Genomic DNA, 16,275 nt, shown 5'->3' with positions numbered 1-16,275 from the left:
GCGGGGTGGTGCACGCCTGGGTCAGGCGCCGGTGCCGCCGCCGCCCGGGATGCCCGACGCGAACGTGATGATCTCGTCGATGAGGCCGTAGTCCTTGGCCTCCTCGGCGGTGTACCAGCGGTCGCGGTCACCGTCACGGATGATCGTCTCCACGGTCTGACCCGAGTGGTGAGCCGTGATCTCCGCCATGCGCGTCTTCGTGCGGAGGAGGTACTGGGCCTGGATCTTGATGTCCGAGGCGGTACCACCGATGCCGGCCGAACCCTGGTGCATGAGGATGTCGGTGTTCGGGAGCGCGAAGCGCTTGCCCGCGGTGCCACCGGTGAGCAGGAACTGGCCCATCGAGGCCGCCATGCCCATACCGATGGTGACCACGTCGTTCGGGATGTACTGCATGGTGTCGTAGACCGCCATGCCTGCCGTCACCGAGCCGCCGGGGCTGTTGATGTAGAGGTAGATGTCCTTGTCCGGGTCGGCGGCAAGGAGCAGAAGCTGTGCGGTGATCTTGTTGGCGATGTCATCGTCGACCTGCTGGCCGAGGAAGATGATGCGCTCGCCGAGCAGTCGGCTGTAGACCTGGTCACCGAGGCCTCCACCGAGGGACGGCTCTCCGGCGGCGTAGGGCATCAGATTCGTCACGTATCCACCTGCTCGTCTCTGACGGCTCCGGCCGTCTCAGCGTCTTCGTACCGGGTGGGCCGGGACTACCCGACCCTTCCTCTTCATGGACCCTAACGCGCAGGTGGGACAACGCCATCCCGCTTCCCCAACTGTTCGCTGGGAGCGCAAGGTCGGCAGTCCGCACAAGGGTTCCAGGGTGCGGACCGATACGACGGCGGGCCCCGGACGCGGTACGTCCGGAGCCCGCCGTGCGGTTCAGATCAACGAGGGAAGCAAGGCTCAGGCCTCGTTCTTCTCGTCCTTCTTCTCGTCGGCTGCCTCGGTGTCACCCTCGGCGGCCTCGACCGCCTCCGTGGTCTCCGTGGTCTCCTCATCGTCCTCGAGCTCGACGACCTCACCGTTGGTGTCGGTGACCTTGGCGGCCTCGACGACGACGGCGAGCGCCTTGCCGCGGGCGACCTCGCCGACGAGCATCGGCACCTGGCCGCCTTCGACGACGGCCTGGGCGAACTGGTCGGGGCTCATGCCGGAGGAAGCGGCGCGCCGCATGAGGTGCTCGGTGAGCTCCTCCTGGTTGACGTTCAGCTTCTCCTTGTTGACGAGCTCGTCAAGGATGAACTGGGTCTTGATGCCCTTGATGGCCTGCTCGGAGGTCTCGGCCTCGAACTCCTCGAGCGTCTTGCCCTGGATCTCCAGGTACTTCTCGAGGTCGAGACCCATCTGGCCGAGCTGGTGGTGCTCGAGGTTGTGCTTGCGGGTCTGGACCTCGTCCGCGAGCAGCTTCTCGGGGATCGGGACCTCGGCCAGCTTCAGCAGCTCGTCGAGGACGCGCTCCTGGGCCTGCGTGGCCTGGTCGTACTGCTTGGTGTTCTCGAGGCGCTTGCGGCTGTCCTCGCGAAGCTCGGCGAGCGTGTCGAACTCGCTCGCCATCTGCGCGAAGTCGTCGTCCAGCTCGGGCAGTTCGCGGGCGGCGACGGCGGTGACCTTGACGGTGACCTCCGCCTCCTTGCCCTCGGCGGAGCCGCCCTTCAGCTCGGAGGTGAAGGTGGCCTCGCCACCCGCCTCCAGGCCGGTCACGGCCTCGTCGATGCCTTCGAGGAGCTCGCCGGAACCGATGGTGTACGAGACACCCGCGGCCACGCCGTCCTCGAGGACCTCTCCGTCGACCTTGGCCTCCAGGTCGATCGTCACGACGTCACCCTCGGCGGCGGCGCGCTCGACCGGGTTGGTGGAGGCGAAGCGCTCACGGAGCTGCTCCACGGCCTTGTCGACGTCCTCGTCGGTGACCTCGAGTGCGTCCACGGTGACCTCGATGCCGGAGTAGTCCGGGATCTCGATCTCGGGACGGACATCCACCTCGGCGGTGAAGGCCAGCAGTTCGCCGTCCTTGAGCTCGGTGATGTCAACCTCGGGCTGGCCCAGAACGTTGAGCTCACCCTCGTTGACAGCCTCGGTGTAGAACTTCGGGAGGGCGTCGTTGACGGCCTCCTCGAGCACCGCACCGCGGCCGAACCGCTGGTCGATGACGCGGTTGGGGATCTTGCCCTTGCGGAAGCCCTTCACCGTGACCTGCTGGTTGATCTTCTTGTACGCCGCGTCGAGGCTGTCCTTGAGCTCCTCGAAGGGCACCTCGATGCTGAGCCGAACCCGGGTCGGGTTCAGGGTCTCCACGGCGCTCTTCACGGTTCGGTCTCCTTGGTGGCTGACTTCTTGGGGTTCTGCTGGGCCGCCGATCGGCGGCTTCGCGGACCGAGCCCGGTACATCAGACACACGGGCACGCATTTTGCATAGTAACGGCAAGGGGGATGACTCCCACAATGCGATCTTGCCGGTGGTCGGGGTGGCCGGATTCGAACCGACGACCTTCCGCTCCCAAAGCGGACGCGCTACCAAGCTGCGCCACACCCCGTCGGTGCGTCACGAAGGGTACATGCAGACGAGCGGTGCGTCGGCCTCTTCGCTCGGACCGTCACCGGAGCGTCGTGGAGCCGTCACGGGGGCGCGCCGATACGGGTGTGCGCGCACCTTCCCGGACCCGCTACGATACTTCCTGTACCGCGGTCCGCACGGACCTGCGGTGCGGCGCTTGCGGGCGTAGCTCAATGGTAGAGCCCTAGTCTTCCAAACTAGCTACGCGGGTTCGATTCCCGTCGCCCGCTCCACACGGAGAACCCGGTCCGGCAGTCAGCTGCCGGACCGGGTTCTTTCGTATGCCGTCAGAAACTGATCTGGTTGATCGTGTCGGCTATCGAGTTCATGAATCTGTTGATCGACGGCGCCATGCCCGTCGAGGCGAGGAAGAAGCCGAACAGCACGGCGACGACCGCCGGCCCGCCCTTGATGGACCCGCCGCGGATCAGCACCACCAGGACGATCCCCAGCAGAAGCACCACAGACAGTGAAATGGCCACGACTGATCACACCCTTGGTCGGTCCGCCTTGCCGGCCCGGTGGCATGCGGCCCGGCACACCTCCGTCGCGTCCATCGTGCCACCAACTCCCCTGTGACTGCTGCTGGGTGACGGAGCGGACTGACCGGATCGCGCCATCCTCGCGCCCGCGCGCGCCCGGGTGCGCTCCGGCACGGGCAAGGCCCCGCAAGGGAGGTGCGGCCCGCCGACCGCATTCCACGCATCCGCTCTTCTCAGAGTGGTTCGAATATCGGCCGACGTGATCGTTTCTCTATCCCCACACTTCGTCCACAGCGAATTGACAGGTGTTCATGCGACGTAATTCACCCTCGCCAAAAACCCGATGAAATGCACCATTTAAGCCGGATGAATCACTACACAACGGACAGAAGTCGGTGGTTTCGCTTTCGAGTACTCGGGCAGACGCGATATCTCCTGCGGGTTTTACGCGTACCGATCGACGGGTCTAAGGTGCATGAGATGTCCCAAGCTCCGAGCGAAATTCAGCGGTCCCCGATCACCCCGGAGAGCCGGGAGTCGGAGCCCAGACACCCGCAGACCCTGACGGCCGCCGGGCCCCCCTCCACGACCCCCGGAACCGCCCCTCTGCGCCCCGCGACGCCGGCACCGGCCAAGCGGCGCGACGCGTACTTCGACAACGTGAAGTACTTCGCCATCGTGCTCGTCGCCGTGGCCCACGCGTGGGAACCGGTGATGGACGGCAGCCGCACCGCTCGGGCGCTGTACATGGTCGTCTACACCTTCCACATGCCGGCGTTCATCCTCGTCTCCGGCTACTTCTCACGCTCGTTCGACATGAGTGCCCCCAAGGTGAAGCGTCTGGTCACCGGAGTCCTCGTGCCGTACGTGCTCTTCGAGACGGCGTACTCGCTCTTCAAGCGCTTCGCCGGAGGTGTGGACGACACGCAGATCACCCTGCTCGACCCGCTGTTCCTCACCTGGTTCCTGATCGCGCTGTTCATCTGGCGCGTCACCACCCCGATGTGGCAGTCCCTGCGCCATCCGCTGCCCGTGGCGCTGACCGTCGCCGTGCTCGCCTCGGTGACTCCGGGCATCGGTGACGACCTGGACCTGCAACGCGTCTGCCAGCTCCTGCCGTTCTTCGTGCTCGGCCTGCTGATGAAGCCCGAGCACTTCCAGCTGGTCCGGCGGCGCGAGGTGCGGCTGATGGCCCTCCCGCTGTTCGCCGGAGCGCTGCTCTTCGCGTACTGGGCGGCGCCGCGCATGCAGCTGGGCTGGTTCTACCGCAGCAGCGCCGCACAGGAGCTGGACGCCCCGTGGTGGTCGGGGGCCGTGATGACCCTCGCCATGTTCGGGTGCGCGCTGCTCCTCACCATCGGCTTCCTGGCCTGGGTCCCGCGTCGGCACATGTGGTTCACCGTGCTGGGCGCCGGCACGATCTGCGGCTACCTGCTGCACGGCTTCCTGGTGAAGGGCGCCGGTTATTACGGGCTGTTCGACCGCTACGAGTGGCTCAAGGGCCCGGCCGGACTGACCGTCGTCTCCCTCGTCGCGGCCGTCGCGGTCACCCTGCTGTGCACCCCGCCGGTACGTCGCGCGCTGCGCTTCGCCACCGAGCCGGACATGAACTGGGCCTTCCGCCGGAATCCCGCCAAGCGCTGAACCGTCCGGATCGGCCCCGTCGCGACGGCGCCGGCCCGGTCCGCAGGTCAGCCGGCTTCGGGGTTGGCTTGATCCCGCCGGTCGCCGGGCCTTCCGCCCGCCGCGAGCCCGAGCAGCCCACGCACCTGCGCATACTTCTCGGTCAGCCGGGTACGGGTCGCCGGTTCCAGGACCGCGAGCCGGTCCGGATCCGCGTTGTGGGCGAGATCCGACTCCTTGATCAGCAGCGCTCCGGGTGTGGCGAGAATCCGCCCGGTGTACGCGTAGAGGTCCTCGCCGTCCCGCTTGGTGACGGCGAGGACCATTTCCTTGACCTGCCGGGGCAGCGCGGCGTCGTCCAGCCACTGCCGGGAGAGCACACCGTCCTCCACCGCGTCGTGCAGCCAGGCGGCCGCGATCTGTTCCTCACTGCCGCCCCGGATCCGCACGCCCTCCGCGACCGCGGCCAGGTGCTCGGCGTACGGGCGCCCGGCCTTGTCCGTCTGGAGGCGGTGGGCCTCGCGAGCTACGGACTCCACTTCGGACAGGGTCAGATACGCGGTCGGCATGGGCCGACTGTACGCCGCGCTCCGATGTCCTCCGACGGGTCCGGAGAGCCAGGCACGATCGTTCGGTAAACTAATTACTGACGATTTCTTGACGCTCTCTTGACCAAGTGAAGGAGACAGGCTCATCGGACACGCAGACACGCTCATCGCCATGGGAGGCGCGTTCCTCGCGGCCGCCGTCCTCGCCCGCGTGGGCGGGCGCATCGGACTGCCCACCATCCCGCTCTTCATCCTCGCCGGCATCCTGCTCGGCCCCCACACGCCCGGGGTCGTCCTGCTCGACGATCCCCACGACCTGGAGATGCTCTCGGCACTCGGTCTGGTGCTGCTCCTCTTCTACCTCGGCCTCGAGTTCCACCTCGACGACCTGAAGAAGGGCGGGCGCACGATGGCGCTCGCCGGCGGCACCTACCTCGCCCTGAACGTCGGCGCGGGTCTCGGCTTCGGCTTCGCGCTGGGGTGGGGCACCTCGGAAGCACTGGTGCTCGCGGGGGTGCTCGGCATCTCGTCGTCGGCCATCGTCACGAAAGTCCTGGTGGACCTGGGCCGCATCGGGAACCCGGAGACCCGCCCGATCCTCGGCATCATCGTCGTGGAGGACGTCTTCCTCGCGCTCTACCTGGCGGCGCTGCAGCCCATCCTGTCGGGCGCGGACAGCCTCGGCGCCGCGGTGCTCGACGGCGGGAAGGCGTTCGGCTTCCTGCTGCTGCTCGCCGTGGTGGCGCGGTTCGGCACGAAGCTGATCAGCAAACTGATCAACACCCGGGACGACGAGCTCCTCGTCATCTCCTTCCTGGGTGCGGCGGTCTTCGTGGCCGGGATCTCGGAATGGTTCGGGGTCGCCGACGCGATCGGTGCGTTCATGGTCGGCCTGATGCTGGGCAGCACGTCCTCCGGGGAGCGCATCCTCAAGCTGGTGCACCCGCTGCGGGACGCCTTCGGGGCGATCTTCTTCTTCGCCTTCGGGCTGTCCATCAACCCCGGCGACCTGCCGAGCGTCCTGTGGCCGGTGCTGGCCGCCGTCGCGGTGACCGTGGCGATGAACGTCTTCGCGGGCATGGCCACGGCGAGGATCTACGCCTTCGGCCCCGGGGCCACCGCGAACATCTCCACCACCCTGCTGGCCCGGGGCGAGTTCGCGCTGATCCTCGCGACGATGGCCGCGGGGGCGGGCCTGGACGAGCGGCTTTCGCCTTTCATCGCCGGGTACGTGCTCCTGCTCGCGGTCCTCTCGCCCCTGGCGGCCGGCCGTTCGCACTGGCTCGCCCGGATCCTGCCCGGGGGCCGGACCCGGGAGCGGGAGGCGGACAAAGAGGCGGTAACGGTCTGAGCGGGCGGACGGCACGGGTGCGCGGGCCCGGGGATCCGCGCACCCGGCATCACCTCACGTTCGAGTGACGATCGGGGCACCCCATTGACGCCTGTACCGTTTCAACCGGTTGCGCACGGTTCAAGCGCGGCGGGACAACAGCAGCAGTGCGCGGTCGTCGTTGACGTCCTTCGCGCATGCCTCGATCAGATGCCAGGCGGCGCCCTCGAAGCCCGTCGCGACGTAACGGTCGGCCTCGCCGGTCAGCCGGTCGATGCCCTCGGCGATGTCCCGGTCGGAGGCTTCCACCAGTCCGTCCGTGAACAGCATCAGGACGTCACCGGGGGCCAGCGAACCCTTCACCGCGTCGAACTGCGCCCCGTCGTAGACCCCCAGAAGGGGTCCCTCGGCCACCATCTCCTCCCACCGGCCGCTCCCCGCGTGCAGTTGGAGCGCGGGGGGATGGCCGGCCGAGAGGAGCTCGTAGTCGCCGGACTCCAGGTCCAGGACGAGGTGGATGGATGTGGCGAAACCCTCATCCCAGTCCTGCCGCAGGAGATAGCCGTTGGCCGCGGGGAGGAAGCCGTGCGGCGGCAGGGAGCCCAGGAGCCCGCCGAACGCCCCGGACAGCAGCAGGGCGCGGGAGCCGGCGTCCATGCCTTTGCCGGAGACGTCGGTGAGCACGACCTCCAGGGTGCGCCCGCCGTTCGTACGGGCGGCGACGACGAAGTCGCCGGAGAAGGACTGCCCTCCCGCCGGGCGGAGTGCCATCTCGCGGTGCCAGCCCTGGGGCAGCCTCGGCAGGGCGCTCTGGACGCGGATCCGCTCCCGCAGGTCGAAGAGCATGGTGCCGCCTCGCCGCCACGGCACCCCCACCCGGGCCCTGAACTGTGCGAGGACCAGGCCGAAGAATCCGCAGGCCGCGACGACCAGGACCGTGCCCGGCGTGACCCGGGCGGGCCCCTCCGTGTAGGGGCCGAGGGCCAGGGACTCCACGATCAGGGCCGCGGCCGCGGTGGCGTAGAGGCTCAGCAGGCTGGCGGGGCGCAGCAGCAGGCCACCGGCGACGATCGGCAGCGCCAGGGCCGTCGGTGAGCACCAGACCGGGTTGAGCAGGGTGCATACGGTGATCACCGGAATGATGACCAGGAGGCCGGCCAGGGCTATCCAGTCGCTCCCGTCACCGCGGAAGTAGTCGACTCCGGACCTGCGCAGCGCGATGCGCGCCCGGTGCATGGATCTTCGCCACCGGGCGGTGTATGTGTCTGCTCCTCTGCGACGGGCCATTGCCGGGACCTTATCCACCCGGAGGCCTCCGGTGCAGGGGTACCCCCGTGGCAATGCCCTGGAAACCGGGTCGCCGGGGCTTCGCGGCCCTGGTAGGCAGTGCGCATGACCACAGAATTGCGTGTGCTGTCCCGCACGGACTGGGAAGCCTGGCTCGGTTGTCTCGAAGTGGCGTTCGGCGGCGTTCCGATCTCCGCGAAGGGCCGCGAGATGTACACCGAGCTCGCAGAGCCGGACCGGGCGCTCGGCCACTGGGACGGCCCGGACTGTGTGGGGACGGCCGGGGCGTACAGCTTCCGGGTGACCGTGCCGGGCGGCAGGGCGGTCCCGGCCGCGGGGGTCACGATGGTCAGCGTCGCCCCGACGCACCGCAGACAGGGACTGCTCACGGCATTGATGCGGCGTCAGCTCGACGACGTCCGCTCCTGGGGGGAGCCCATCGCGGTGCTCACGGCTTCGGAGCCCGGGATCTACGGACGGTTCGGCTACGGCGCCGCCACGACGGAGACGAATCTGCGGATCGACACTTCGCGGGTCCGGCTCGCCGCGCCTGCGGGCACGGACGGGGTGCGGCTGCGCCGGCTCCCACCGGCGGAGGCCCTCGACGCGTGCGAGGCGGTGTACGGGCGGCTGGCGGCGTCGCGGCCCGGCACTCCGCTGCGGCAGCCGGGCTGGGAGCGGGTGGCGGTCAACGACCCGGAGAGTGATCGGCAGGGAGGCTCGCCCCTGCAGTGCGTGCGCGCGGAGCGCGACGGTGAGGTGACGGGCTACGTCACCTACCACCTCCGCCCCGCCTGGGACGACTCCGGGCCCAAGGGCACGGTGGCGGTGCGCGACCTGATGGCGCTGGACCCCGCCTCGTATGCGGCACTGTGGCGTTTCCTGTTCGGGATCGACCTGACGTCGGTGGTCGAGTGCCGCAACCGGCCCGCGGACGACGCGGTGCTCCGGCTGGTCTCGGACGTACGGCGGTGCGAGGTGCGGCTGCGGGACGGGCTGTACGTCCGGCTGGTCGAGTTGGATGCGGCGCTGGAGGCGCGGAGCTATCGAACGCCGGTGGACGTGGTGCTGGAGGTGGAGGACGCCTTTTGCCCCTGGAACGCGGGGCGTTGGCGGCTCACGGCGGACGCGGAGGGCGTCGCCACCTGCCGCCGCACAGAGGAGGAACCCGAACTCGCGCTGTCGGTCGCCGAGTTGGCGGCCGCCTATCTGGGCGGGGTGTCGCTGACGACACTGGCGGCCGCCGGACTCGTACGGGAACTGCGGGCGGGCGCGCTGGCCGCGGCGGCCCTCGCCTTCTCCTCGGACACGCAGCCCTGGTGCCCGCACGGCTTCTGAGGACCGGGGCGCGGGGAGAGGCTAGCGTCGGCCCGCGGACGGCTGGCAGGACGGGCACCAGAAGAGGTTACGGGCGGCGAGTTCGGCCGTGCGGATACCGGCGCCACAGATGTGACAGGCCTGCCGGGCCCGCCGGTAGACGTAGACCTCGCCGCCGTGGTCGTCGACCCGCGGCGGCCGGCCCATCGCCTCGGGCAGGTGCTCGGGCCGGACGGTGTCGATCCGGTTGTGCCGCACGCCCTCGCGCATCAGGACGCGCAGATCCGCCCAGAGCGCGTCCCACTCACCGCGCGTCAGGTCCTTGCCCGGGAGGTAGGGGTCGATGCCGTGCCGGAAGAGGACCTCGGCCCGGTAGACGTTGCCGACCCCGGCGACGACCTTCTGGTCCATCAGCAGGGCGGCCACCGTGACGCGGCTGCGGGAGACGCGCTGCCAGGCACGCTCGCCGTTCTCGTCGGTGCGCAGCGGGTCCGGGCCCAGCCGGTCGTGTATCGCGCGCTTCTCGGGGGCGGTGATCAGGGCGCAGGTCGTGGGGCCGCGCAGATCGGCGTGGTGGGAGTCGTTGAGCAGGCGCAGCCGGACGGTCCCGGTGGGCGGCGGGGCGGGGACCGTGCCGAAGCCGAGCTTGCCGAAGAGGCCCAGGTGGATGTGGATCCACACCGATCCCTCGAAACCGAGGAAGAGGTGCTTGCCGTGGGCGTCGACACCCGTGAACGCGCGGCCGTCCAGCAGCGCGGCGCTTCCGGCGAAGGTGCCCTGCGGGCTGCTCACCCGCACCGGCCCGCCGGTGAACCGCTCGTGGTGGTCGGCGGCGAGGCGGTGGATCGTATGCCCCTCGGGCACGGCGGGTCTCCTGGGAACGCGGGTGTGCCGCCGGGCGGGAGCCCGACGGCACGAGGGAAGCGGTGCGGGGCCGGTCAGCCCTGCTGCGGATGGTGGGCCGGGACCGGGGGGAGTTCGCCGGTGTTCTCGTACGCCGAGAGCATCTCGATGCGACGGGTGTGGCGCTCCGCACCCGAGTAGGGGGTGCCCAGGAAGATCTCGACGAACTTCGTGCACTCCTCGGCCGTGTGCATGCGGCCGCCGATGGCCACCACGTTGGCGTCGTTGTGCTCGCGGCCGAGAGCGGCGGTCTGCTCGCTCCAGGCGAGCGCGGCGCGCACACCCTTGACCTTGTTCGCGGCGATCTGCTCGCCGTTGCCGGAGCCGCCGATGACGATGCCGAGGCTGCCCTCGTCGGCGACCGTCCGCTCGGCGGCGCGGAGACAGAACGGCGGGTAGTCGTCCTGGGCGTCGTAGATGTGGGGACCGCAGTCGACGGCCTCGTGGCCGTGGGCCGTGAGCCACTCGACGAGGTGGTTCTTCAGTTCGAAGCCGGCATGGTCGGAGCCGAGGTACACGCGCATGGTGCGAAGTGTGACACGGACGGGGCGGGGTAATCGTCAGCGGGGTCGGGACCCACCGGGCTGTTCCGGGGGGCGCTTCCTGTGCGGGACCTGTGTGCCATGCCACTCCGGCAACAATCGGGTCAAGGAACCGGACGAGGGGGTTCCGTTTCTGGTTCCGGTCGGGCTTGAATGCGTGGCCTTGCCTCCGCACCACCCCAGGCGGAGGCAACACCGACACACGTGATCAGAAAACGTAAGGATTCGATCCATGACGTCGCAGACGACTCTGGCAGGTCCGGGCCAACAGCCCGGGGAGCCGGGTAAGCCCGGCTCCCCGGACGGGCTCAAGGCCGGTCTCAAGAACCGTCATCTCTCGATGATCGCCATCGGCGGCGTGATCGGAGCCGGCCTCTTCGTCGGTTCCGGCGCCGGTATCGCAGCCGCGGGGCCGGCCATCCTCCTGTCGTACGCGCTGGTCGGCCTGATGGTCGTCTTCGTCATGCGGATGCTCGGCGAGATGGCCGTCGCCCGGCCGAGCTCCGGCTCCTTCTCCGCCTACGCCGACCAGGCCCTGGGCCGCTGGGCGGGCTTCTCCATCGGCTGGCTCTACTGGTTCTTCTGGGTCGTGGTGCTCGCCGTCGAGGCCACGGCGGGCGCCAAGATCCTGGAGGGCTGGGTCCCGGGCGTCCCGCAGTGGGCCTGGGCGCTGATCGTCATGGTGGTGCTGACGGCGACCAACCTGGTCTCCGTGGGCTCGTACGGCGAGTTCGAGTTCTGGTTCGCCGGGATCAAGGTCGTCGCGATCGGCGCGTTCGTCGTCGTCGGCCTCCTCGCGGTCTTCGGCGTGCTCCCGGGCTCGGACGCCGGGGGGTCCGGGTTCGCCCACCTCACGGACACCGGCGGCTTCTTCCCCGAAGGGCCGGGAGCCGTCCTCACCGGTGTGCTGATGGTCGTCTTCTCCTTCATGGGCAGCGAGATCGTGACGCTGGCGGCGGGTGAGTCCGAGGACCCGCGGCGTGCCGTCTCCAAGGCGACCAACAGCGTGATCTGGCGTATCGCCATCTTCTACCTGGGGTCGATCCTCGTCGTGCTGACCCTGCTGCCGTGGAACGACCCGTCGATCGTCGAGGACGGCTCCTACGTCGCCGCGCTCAACGTCATCGGCATCCCGCACGCCGGCCAGGTCATGGACGTCATCGTGCTGACGGCCGTGCTCTCCTGCCTCAACTCGGGCCTCTACACGGCCTCGCGCATGGCCTTCTCGCTCGGACAGCGCGGCGACGCCCCCAAGGCGTTCGCCACGGTGAACAAGCGGGGCGTGCCCCAGGTGGCGATCCTCTCGTCCGTCGTGTTCGGCTTCGTCGCGGTGTTCTTCAACTACCAGTGGCCGGACACGGTGTTCGCCTTCCTGCTGAACTCCTCCGGCGCGGTCGCCCTCTTCGTGTGGCTGGTGATCTGCTTCACCCAGCTGCGGATGCGCGGCATCATCCTGCGCGAGTCGCCCGAGAAGCTCGTCGTACGGATGTGGCTCTTCCCCTACCTGACCTGGGCGACGATCGCGATGATCTCCTTCGTCCTGGTCTACATGCTGACCGACGACGCGGGACGCGAGCAGGTGCTGCTCTCGCTGCTGGTCGCGGCGCTGGTGGTGGCCGTCTCGCTGGTGCGTGACGCCCGCAGCCGGAAGGCGGCGGCACCGGTCGAGTGACCGCCCCGCCCGCCTGACGGCGGGGCCGGGTATGCCGGGAAGGCTCTCCCTCGTCGCGCCGGCAGGCGTACGGGCGGAGAGCCTTCCTCATGAGGGCGGCGGCGCCCCCGCGCGGGCCTGCGGGACGGCCACGGCCCCGGGACACGCGAGAGGCCCGCCGGTCCGGTGTGTCGCGTCACGACCCGGCGAGCCTCTTCGGTGGTGTGTACGGGGTCAGCCGCGACGCCCCACGAGCTTCCACGATGCGGGGAGGGCGCCCATGGCCAGCGCGGCCTTGAGGGCGTCACCGATCAGGAAGGGCACCAGGCCGGCCGCGACGGCGGCACCGAACGACATGCCGGTGGAGAGCGCCAGGTAGGGCACACCGACCGCGTAGATGAGCAGGGAACCGACCGCCATGGTGCCCGCGGTGCGCAGGACCGAGCGGTCGCCGCCGCGCCGGGCGAGGCCGCCGACGACCGTGGCGGCGAGGAGCATGCCGAGGACGTAACCGAAGGACGCGCCGCCGGCCCCGGAGCTGCCTCCGGAGAACCACGGCATGCCGGCCATGCCGACGAGCGTGTACAGGGCGAGGGAGAGGAAACCGCGGCGGGCGCCCAGGGCGGTGCCGATGAGCAGCGCGGCGAAGGTCTGGCCGGTGACGGGAACCGGGGAGCCGGGGACGGGCACGGCGATCTGCGCGGCGATGCCGGTGAGCGCGGCGCCGCCGAGGACCAGTGCCGTGTCGACGGCGTAACGGTTCCGGGCCGCGGGCAGCAGGTCGGCGAGGACCGCTCCGGAGCGGGCGGGGGCGGCAGCAGTGCTCATCAGGACTCCGCGGGTGAGATCGGCAGGGCAGGACTGATGGTGACGTTAGCCGACTGAATATCGCTCGATCACCATCAGCCGCCCACAAAGCGGTGGTTGACGACTTAGTCGGGTTCGCACAAAGGAGAGTGCGCAATCTCTTCTTGACGTGATGCTGGTCACTGAGGTGAGGGAGCGCCCGGGCCATGGTTCAGGAAGGGGCACCGGGCCGTGAGACTGTAGGTTCCCCATAAATGATCCGAGAGTGACCCGCACCTCATGCACGACGCGCCCCCCACGCACTCCTCCGTGCCCTCCGAGCCCCTGACGCACGGCCTGAAACAACGCCATCTGACGATGCTCGGTCTCGGCGGTGTCATCGGAGCAGGCCTCTTCGTCGGCTCGGGTGCCGGGATCGCGGTCGCCGGGCCGGCGGTCGTCGTCTCGTATCTGATCGCGGGCACGCTGGCGATGCTCGTGATGCGGATGCTGGGCGAGATGTCCGCGGCGATGCCCGCTTCAGGGTCGTTCTCCGTCCACGCGGAGCGCGCGCTCGGCCGATGGGCCGGTTTCGGGGTGGGCTGGCTCTACTGGTTCCTGCTGGTGGTGGTCCTGGCCGTGGAGGCGACCGCCGCCGCGCAGATCGCCCACGGATGGGTGCCCGCGGTGGACCAGTGGCTGTGGGTACTGGTGTTCATGGCCGTGTTCACCGCGGCCAATCTGACGGCGGTCAAGAACTTCGGCGAGTTCGAGTTCTGGTTCGCCGCGCTCAAGGTGACCGCCATCGTGGCGTTCCTGGTGCTCGGCCTGCTGGCCGTCCTCGGTCTGCTCCCCGACACGCATCCGGTGGGCCTGACGAATCTGACCGGCCGGGGCGGTTTCCTGCCGAACGGCTGGAGCGGTGTCGTCTCCGGCGTACTCACGGTGGTGTTCGCCTTCGGCGGGCTGGAGGTCGTCACGATCGCGGCGGCAGAGACCGACGATCCGGCGCGCGCGGTGGGCCGTGCGGTGCGCGGCGCGGTGGTGCGCATCCTCTTCTTCTACGTGGGATCGATGCTGGTCATCGTGACCGTGCTGCCGTGGACCGCGCAGCGGGCGGGGCTGAGCCCGTACGTGAAGGTCCTGGACTCCCTGGGCGTGCCGTCGGCCGGGCAGATCATGAACATCGTGGTGTTCGTCGCACTGCTCTCCGCGCTGAACGCCAACCTGTACGGATCGTCACGCATGATCTTCTCGCTGGCCGAGCGCGGGGAGGCGCCGCGCGGACTGCTCACGATGTCGGGCGGACCGGCCGGCAGCGGCGTCCCCCGGCGTGCCGTCCTGGCCTCCGTGGCTTTCGGGTTCGTCTCCGTACTGCTCAATCTCCGGTGGCCCGACACCGTGTTCCTCTACATGCTCAACTCGGTCGGCGCGGTGCTGCTGTTCGTGTGGGGCCTGATCGCGGCTTCCCAACTGCGGCTGCGGCGCAGGCTGGAGCGCGAGGCCCCCGGCGGACTGGCGCTGCGGATGTGGTGTTTCCCGTATCTGAGCTGGGTGACGCTGGCCGGTCTGCTGGCCGTCCTGCTGCTGATGCTCACCGACGACGCGGCCCGTCCGCAGGTGCTGTGGTCGGCGGGGGCCACCGGTGCCGTGCTGGTCGTGGCCGCCGTGAGGGAGTTGCGGGCCCGGCGGTAGGCGGGTGCGCACGATGTGTGAACCCGGTGACCGTATAGCGGACAGCCGTTCCTTGTGGCCGGGGCCCGTGTTCAGACTGTGGGCCGTCCCCTGTCCCCACCAGTGAACAGAGCTGTCCATGTCCCGGACCTCCGCGCCGCCCCCCACGGACGCAGCCGCCCCCACCGCCGACTCCGCCCTGACCCACGGCCTCAAGCAGCGCCACCTGTCGATGATCGCCCTCGGCGGTGTCATCGGTGCCGGACTGTTCGTGGGCTCGGGTGCCGGCATCGCCTCGGCGGGCCCCTCCATCGTCGTCGCCTACGGCATCTCCGGACTGCTGGTCATGTTCGTGATGCGGATGCTCGGGGAGATGTCGGCCGCCAACCCCGCGTCCGGCTCCTTCTCCGTCCACGCGGAACGGGCGATCGGACCGTGGGCGGGCTTCACCGCCGGGTGGTCGTTCTGGGTGCTGCTCTGCGTCGCCGTCGGCCTGGAGGGCATCGGCGCCGCGCAGATCGTCACGGGCTGGCTGCCCGGGACCCCAGAGTGGGCGTGGGTGGCCCTGTTCATGCTGGTCTTCCTCGGCACGAACCTGGCCGCGGTGAAGAACTTCGGCGAGTTCGAGTTCTGGTTCGCCGCGCTCAAGGTCGTCGCGATCACCCTCTTCCTGGTCCTCGGCGTGCTCGCGATCCTGGGTGTGCTGCCCGGCACGGACTCCCCCGGGACCTCGAACCTCACCGCGGACGGCGGATTCCTGCCCCACGGCTCGAACGGGTTCATCATCGGGCTGCTGGCCTCCGTCTTCGCGTACGGCGGCCTGGAGACGGTCACCATCGCGGCGGCGGAGTCGGAGAACCCGGTACGGGGCGTCGCCAAGGCGGTGCGTACGGCGATGTGGCGGATCGCGGTCTTCTACGTCGGCTCGATGGCGGTCATCGTCACACTCGTCCCCTGGGACGACCCCCAGGTCGCCGAAGTCGGCCCCTTCTACGCGATGCTGGACCACCTCGGCATCAGCGGTGCCGCGGAGATCATGAACGTGGTCATCCTCGTCGCCCTCCTCTCCGCGATGAACGCCAACATCTACGGCTCCTCCCGCATGGCTTGTTCCCTCGTCGCCCGCGGCCAGGGCCCGAAGATCCTCGGCAAGGTCTCCTCCGGCGTCCCGCGCAACGCCGTGCTCGCCTCGTCGGTCTTCGGCTTCCTCTGCGTGCTGCTGAGCTACTGGCGCCCCGAGGACGTCTTCCCGTGGCTCCTCAACATGATCGGCGCGGTGATCCTGGTCGTCTGGATCTTCATCGCCGTCTCCCAGCTGATCCTGCGCAGGCGGACCGAGCGGGAGGAACCGGACCGGCTCGTCGTCCGCATGTGGCTCTTCCCGGTGCTGACGATCGTGGCCCTGGCCGCCATGGCCGGCATCTTCGTCCTGATGCTGCGCCAGCCCGGCACGCGCGACCAGCTGCTGGCCACCGGTGCGCTGACCGCCGCGCTGATCGTGACGGGCCTGGTACGCCAGAAGCGGGCGGAGCGCGCCACCCCGGCCCATAACTGAGTGCATGCGGCACGGTCCTTCTGCGA

General features: G+C 69.5%; 14 protein-coding genes and 2 tRNA genes. 7 read left to right on the top strand and 9 right to left on the bottom strand.

The features are described 5' to 3' along the window. Positions 1–21 precede the first annotated feature (21 nt). The 3 genes from OG206_RS21850 to OG206_RS21840 form a co-directional block, all read right to left on the bottom strand. Positions 22–627 (bottom strand): ATP-dependent Clp protease proteolytic subunit, encoded by a 606-nt coding sequence (locus OG206_RS21850; protein ID WP_327122356.1) that lies wholly within the window; start codon positions 625–627, stop codon positions 22–24. Positions 628–900: 273 nt separating this feature from the next. After that, entirely contained in the window at positions 901–2,304 is a 1,404-nt protein-coding gene (gene tig, locus OG206_RS21845; RefSeq protein WP_327118624.1) for a trigger factor, read from the bottom strand. A gap of 150 nt (positions 2,305–2,454) precedes the next feature. Then, positions 2,455–2,531, bottom strand: a tRNA-Pro gene (locus OG206_RS21840). A gap of 179 nt (positions 2,532–2,710) precedes the next feature. Here OG206_RS21840 and OG206_RS21835 point away from each other — a divergent pair. Further along, positions 2,711–2,784 (top strand) — tRNA-Gly (locus tag OG206_RS21835). A gap of 54 nt (positions 2,785–2,838) precedes the next feature. Here the strand turns inward: OG206_RS21835 and OG206_RS21830 are convergent. After that, positions 2,839–3,033 (bottom strand): hypothetical protein, encoded by a 195-nt coding sequence (locus OG206_RS21830; RefSeq protein ID WP_073746901.1) that lies wholly within the window; start codon positions 3,031–3,033, stop codon positions 2,839–2,841. 480 nt (positions 3,034–3,513) lie between these two features. Here OG206_RS21830 and OG206_RS21825 point away from each other — a divergent pair, with 480 nt between their 5' ends. After that, positions 3,514–4,677 (top strand): acyltransferase family protein, encoded by a 1,164-nt coding sequence (locus tag OG206_RS21825; protein WP_327118614.1) that lies wholly within the window; start codon positions 3,514–3,516, stop codon positions 4,675–4,677. Positions 4,678–4,724: 47 nt separating this feature from the next. On the opposite strand, the gene OG206_RS21820 is transcribed toward OG206_RS21825, so the two are convergent. Next, complete coding sequence (locus OG206_RS21820; RefSeq protein WP_327118612.1) at positions 4,725–5,225, bottom strand: HD domain-containing protein; 501 nt, start codon at positions 5,223–5,225, stop codon at positions 4,725–4,727. A gap of 151 nt (positions 5,226–5,376) precedes the next feature. On the opposite strand from OG206_RS21820, the gene OG206_RS21815 reads away from it, so the two are divergent. Further along, on the top strand, positions 5,377–6,555 hold the full coding sequence (locus OG206_RS21815; protein ID WP_327118610.1) for a cation:proton antiporter: 1,179 nt from the start codon (positions 5,377–5,379) through the stop codon (positions 6,553–6,555). 120 nt (positions 6,556–6,675) lie between these two features. Here OG206_RS21815 and OG206_RS21810 read toward each other — a convergent pair whose 3' ends face one another. After that, positions 6,676–7,821, bottom strand: coding sequence for a PP2C family protein-serine/threonine phosphatase (locus tag OG206_RS21810; RefSeq protein WP_327118608.1), 1,146 nt, complete (start codon positions 7,819–7,821; stop codon positions 6,676–6,678). A 105-nt stretch (positions 7,822–7,926) separates the two neighbouring features. Here OG206_RS21810 and OG206_RS21805 point away from each other — a divergent pair, with 105 nt between their 5' ends. Then, on the top strand, positions 7,927–9,159 hold the full coding sequence (locus OG206_RS21805; protein ID WP_327118606.1) for a GNAT family N-acetyltransferase: 1,233 nt from the start codon (positions 7,927–7,929) through the stop codon (positions 9,157–9,159). 21 nt (positions 9,160–9,180) lie between these two features. On the opposite strand, the gene OG206_RS21800 is transcribed toward OG206_RS21805, so the two are convergent. Further along, positions 9,181–10,002 carry an Fpg/Nei family DNA glycosylase gene (locus tag OG206_RS21800; protein WP_327118604.1) on the bottom strand — a complete coding sequence of 274 codons (822 nt, stop codon included), beginning with the start codon at positions 10,000–10,002 and terminating at the stop codon, positions 9,181–9,183. 74 nt (positions 10,003–10,076) lie between these two features. Continuing rightward, the gene (locus OG206_RS21795; protein ID WP_327118602.1) at positions 10,077–10,565 is read right to left on the bottom strand and encodes a ribose-5-phosphate isomerase; all 489 of its coding nucleotides are present in this window, start codon (positions 10,563–10,565) and stop codon (positions 10,077–10,079) included. Between the two features lie 250 nt (positions 10,566–10,815). Between OG206_RS21795 and OG206_RS21790 the strand changes: the two genes are divergently transcribed. Further along, complete coding sequence (locus OG206_RS21790; protein ID WP_327118600.1) at positions 10,816–12,255, top strand: amino acid permease; 1,440 nt, start codon at positions 10,816–10,818, stop codon at positions 12,253–12,255. Positions 12,256–12,468: 213 nt separating this feature from the next. Here OG206_RS21790 and OG206_RS21785 read toward each other — a convergent pair whose 3' ends face one another. Continuing rightward, the gene (locus tag OG206_RS21785) at positions 12,469–13,062 is read right to left on the bottom strand and encodes a biotin transporter BioY (RefSeq protein WP_327118598.1); all 594 of its coding nucleotides are present in this window, start codon (positions 13,060–13,062) and stop codon (positions 12,469–12,471) included. 258 nt (positions 13,063–13,320) lie between these two features. Here OG206_RS21785 and OG206_RS21780 point away from each other — a divergent pair, with 258 nt between their 5' ends. Both OG206_RS21780 and OG206_RS21775 read left to right on the top strand, forming a co-directional pair. Next, positions 13,321–14,715, top strand: a complete 1,395-nt coding sequence (locus tag OG206_RS21780; RefSeq protein ID WP_327118597.1) for an amino acid permease — start codon at positions 13,321–13,323, stop codon at positions 14,713–14,715. A gap of 118 nt (positions 14,716–14,833) precedes the next feature. Continuing rightward, positions 14,834–16,249 carry an amino acid permease gene (locus OG206_RS21775; protein ID WP_327118595.1) on the top strand — a complete coding sequence of 472 codons (1,416 nt, stop codon included), beginning with the start codon at positions 14,834–14,836 and terminating at the stop codon, positions 16,247–16,249. Positions 16,250–16,275 lie beyond the last annotated feature (26 nt).

This window comes from Streptomyces sp. NBC_01341 (assembly GCF_035946055.1).
Lineage (GTDB): Bacteria > Actinomycetota > Actinomycetes > Streptomycetales > Streptomycetaceae > Streptomyces.
Note: the sequence above shows the minus strand (reverse complement) of the source record. Positions and strands in the feature narration are given on the sequence as shown.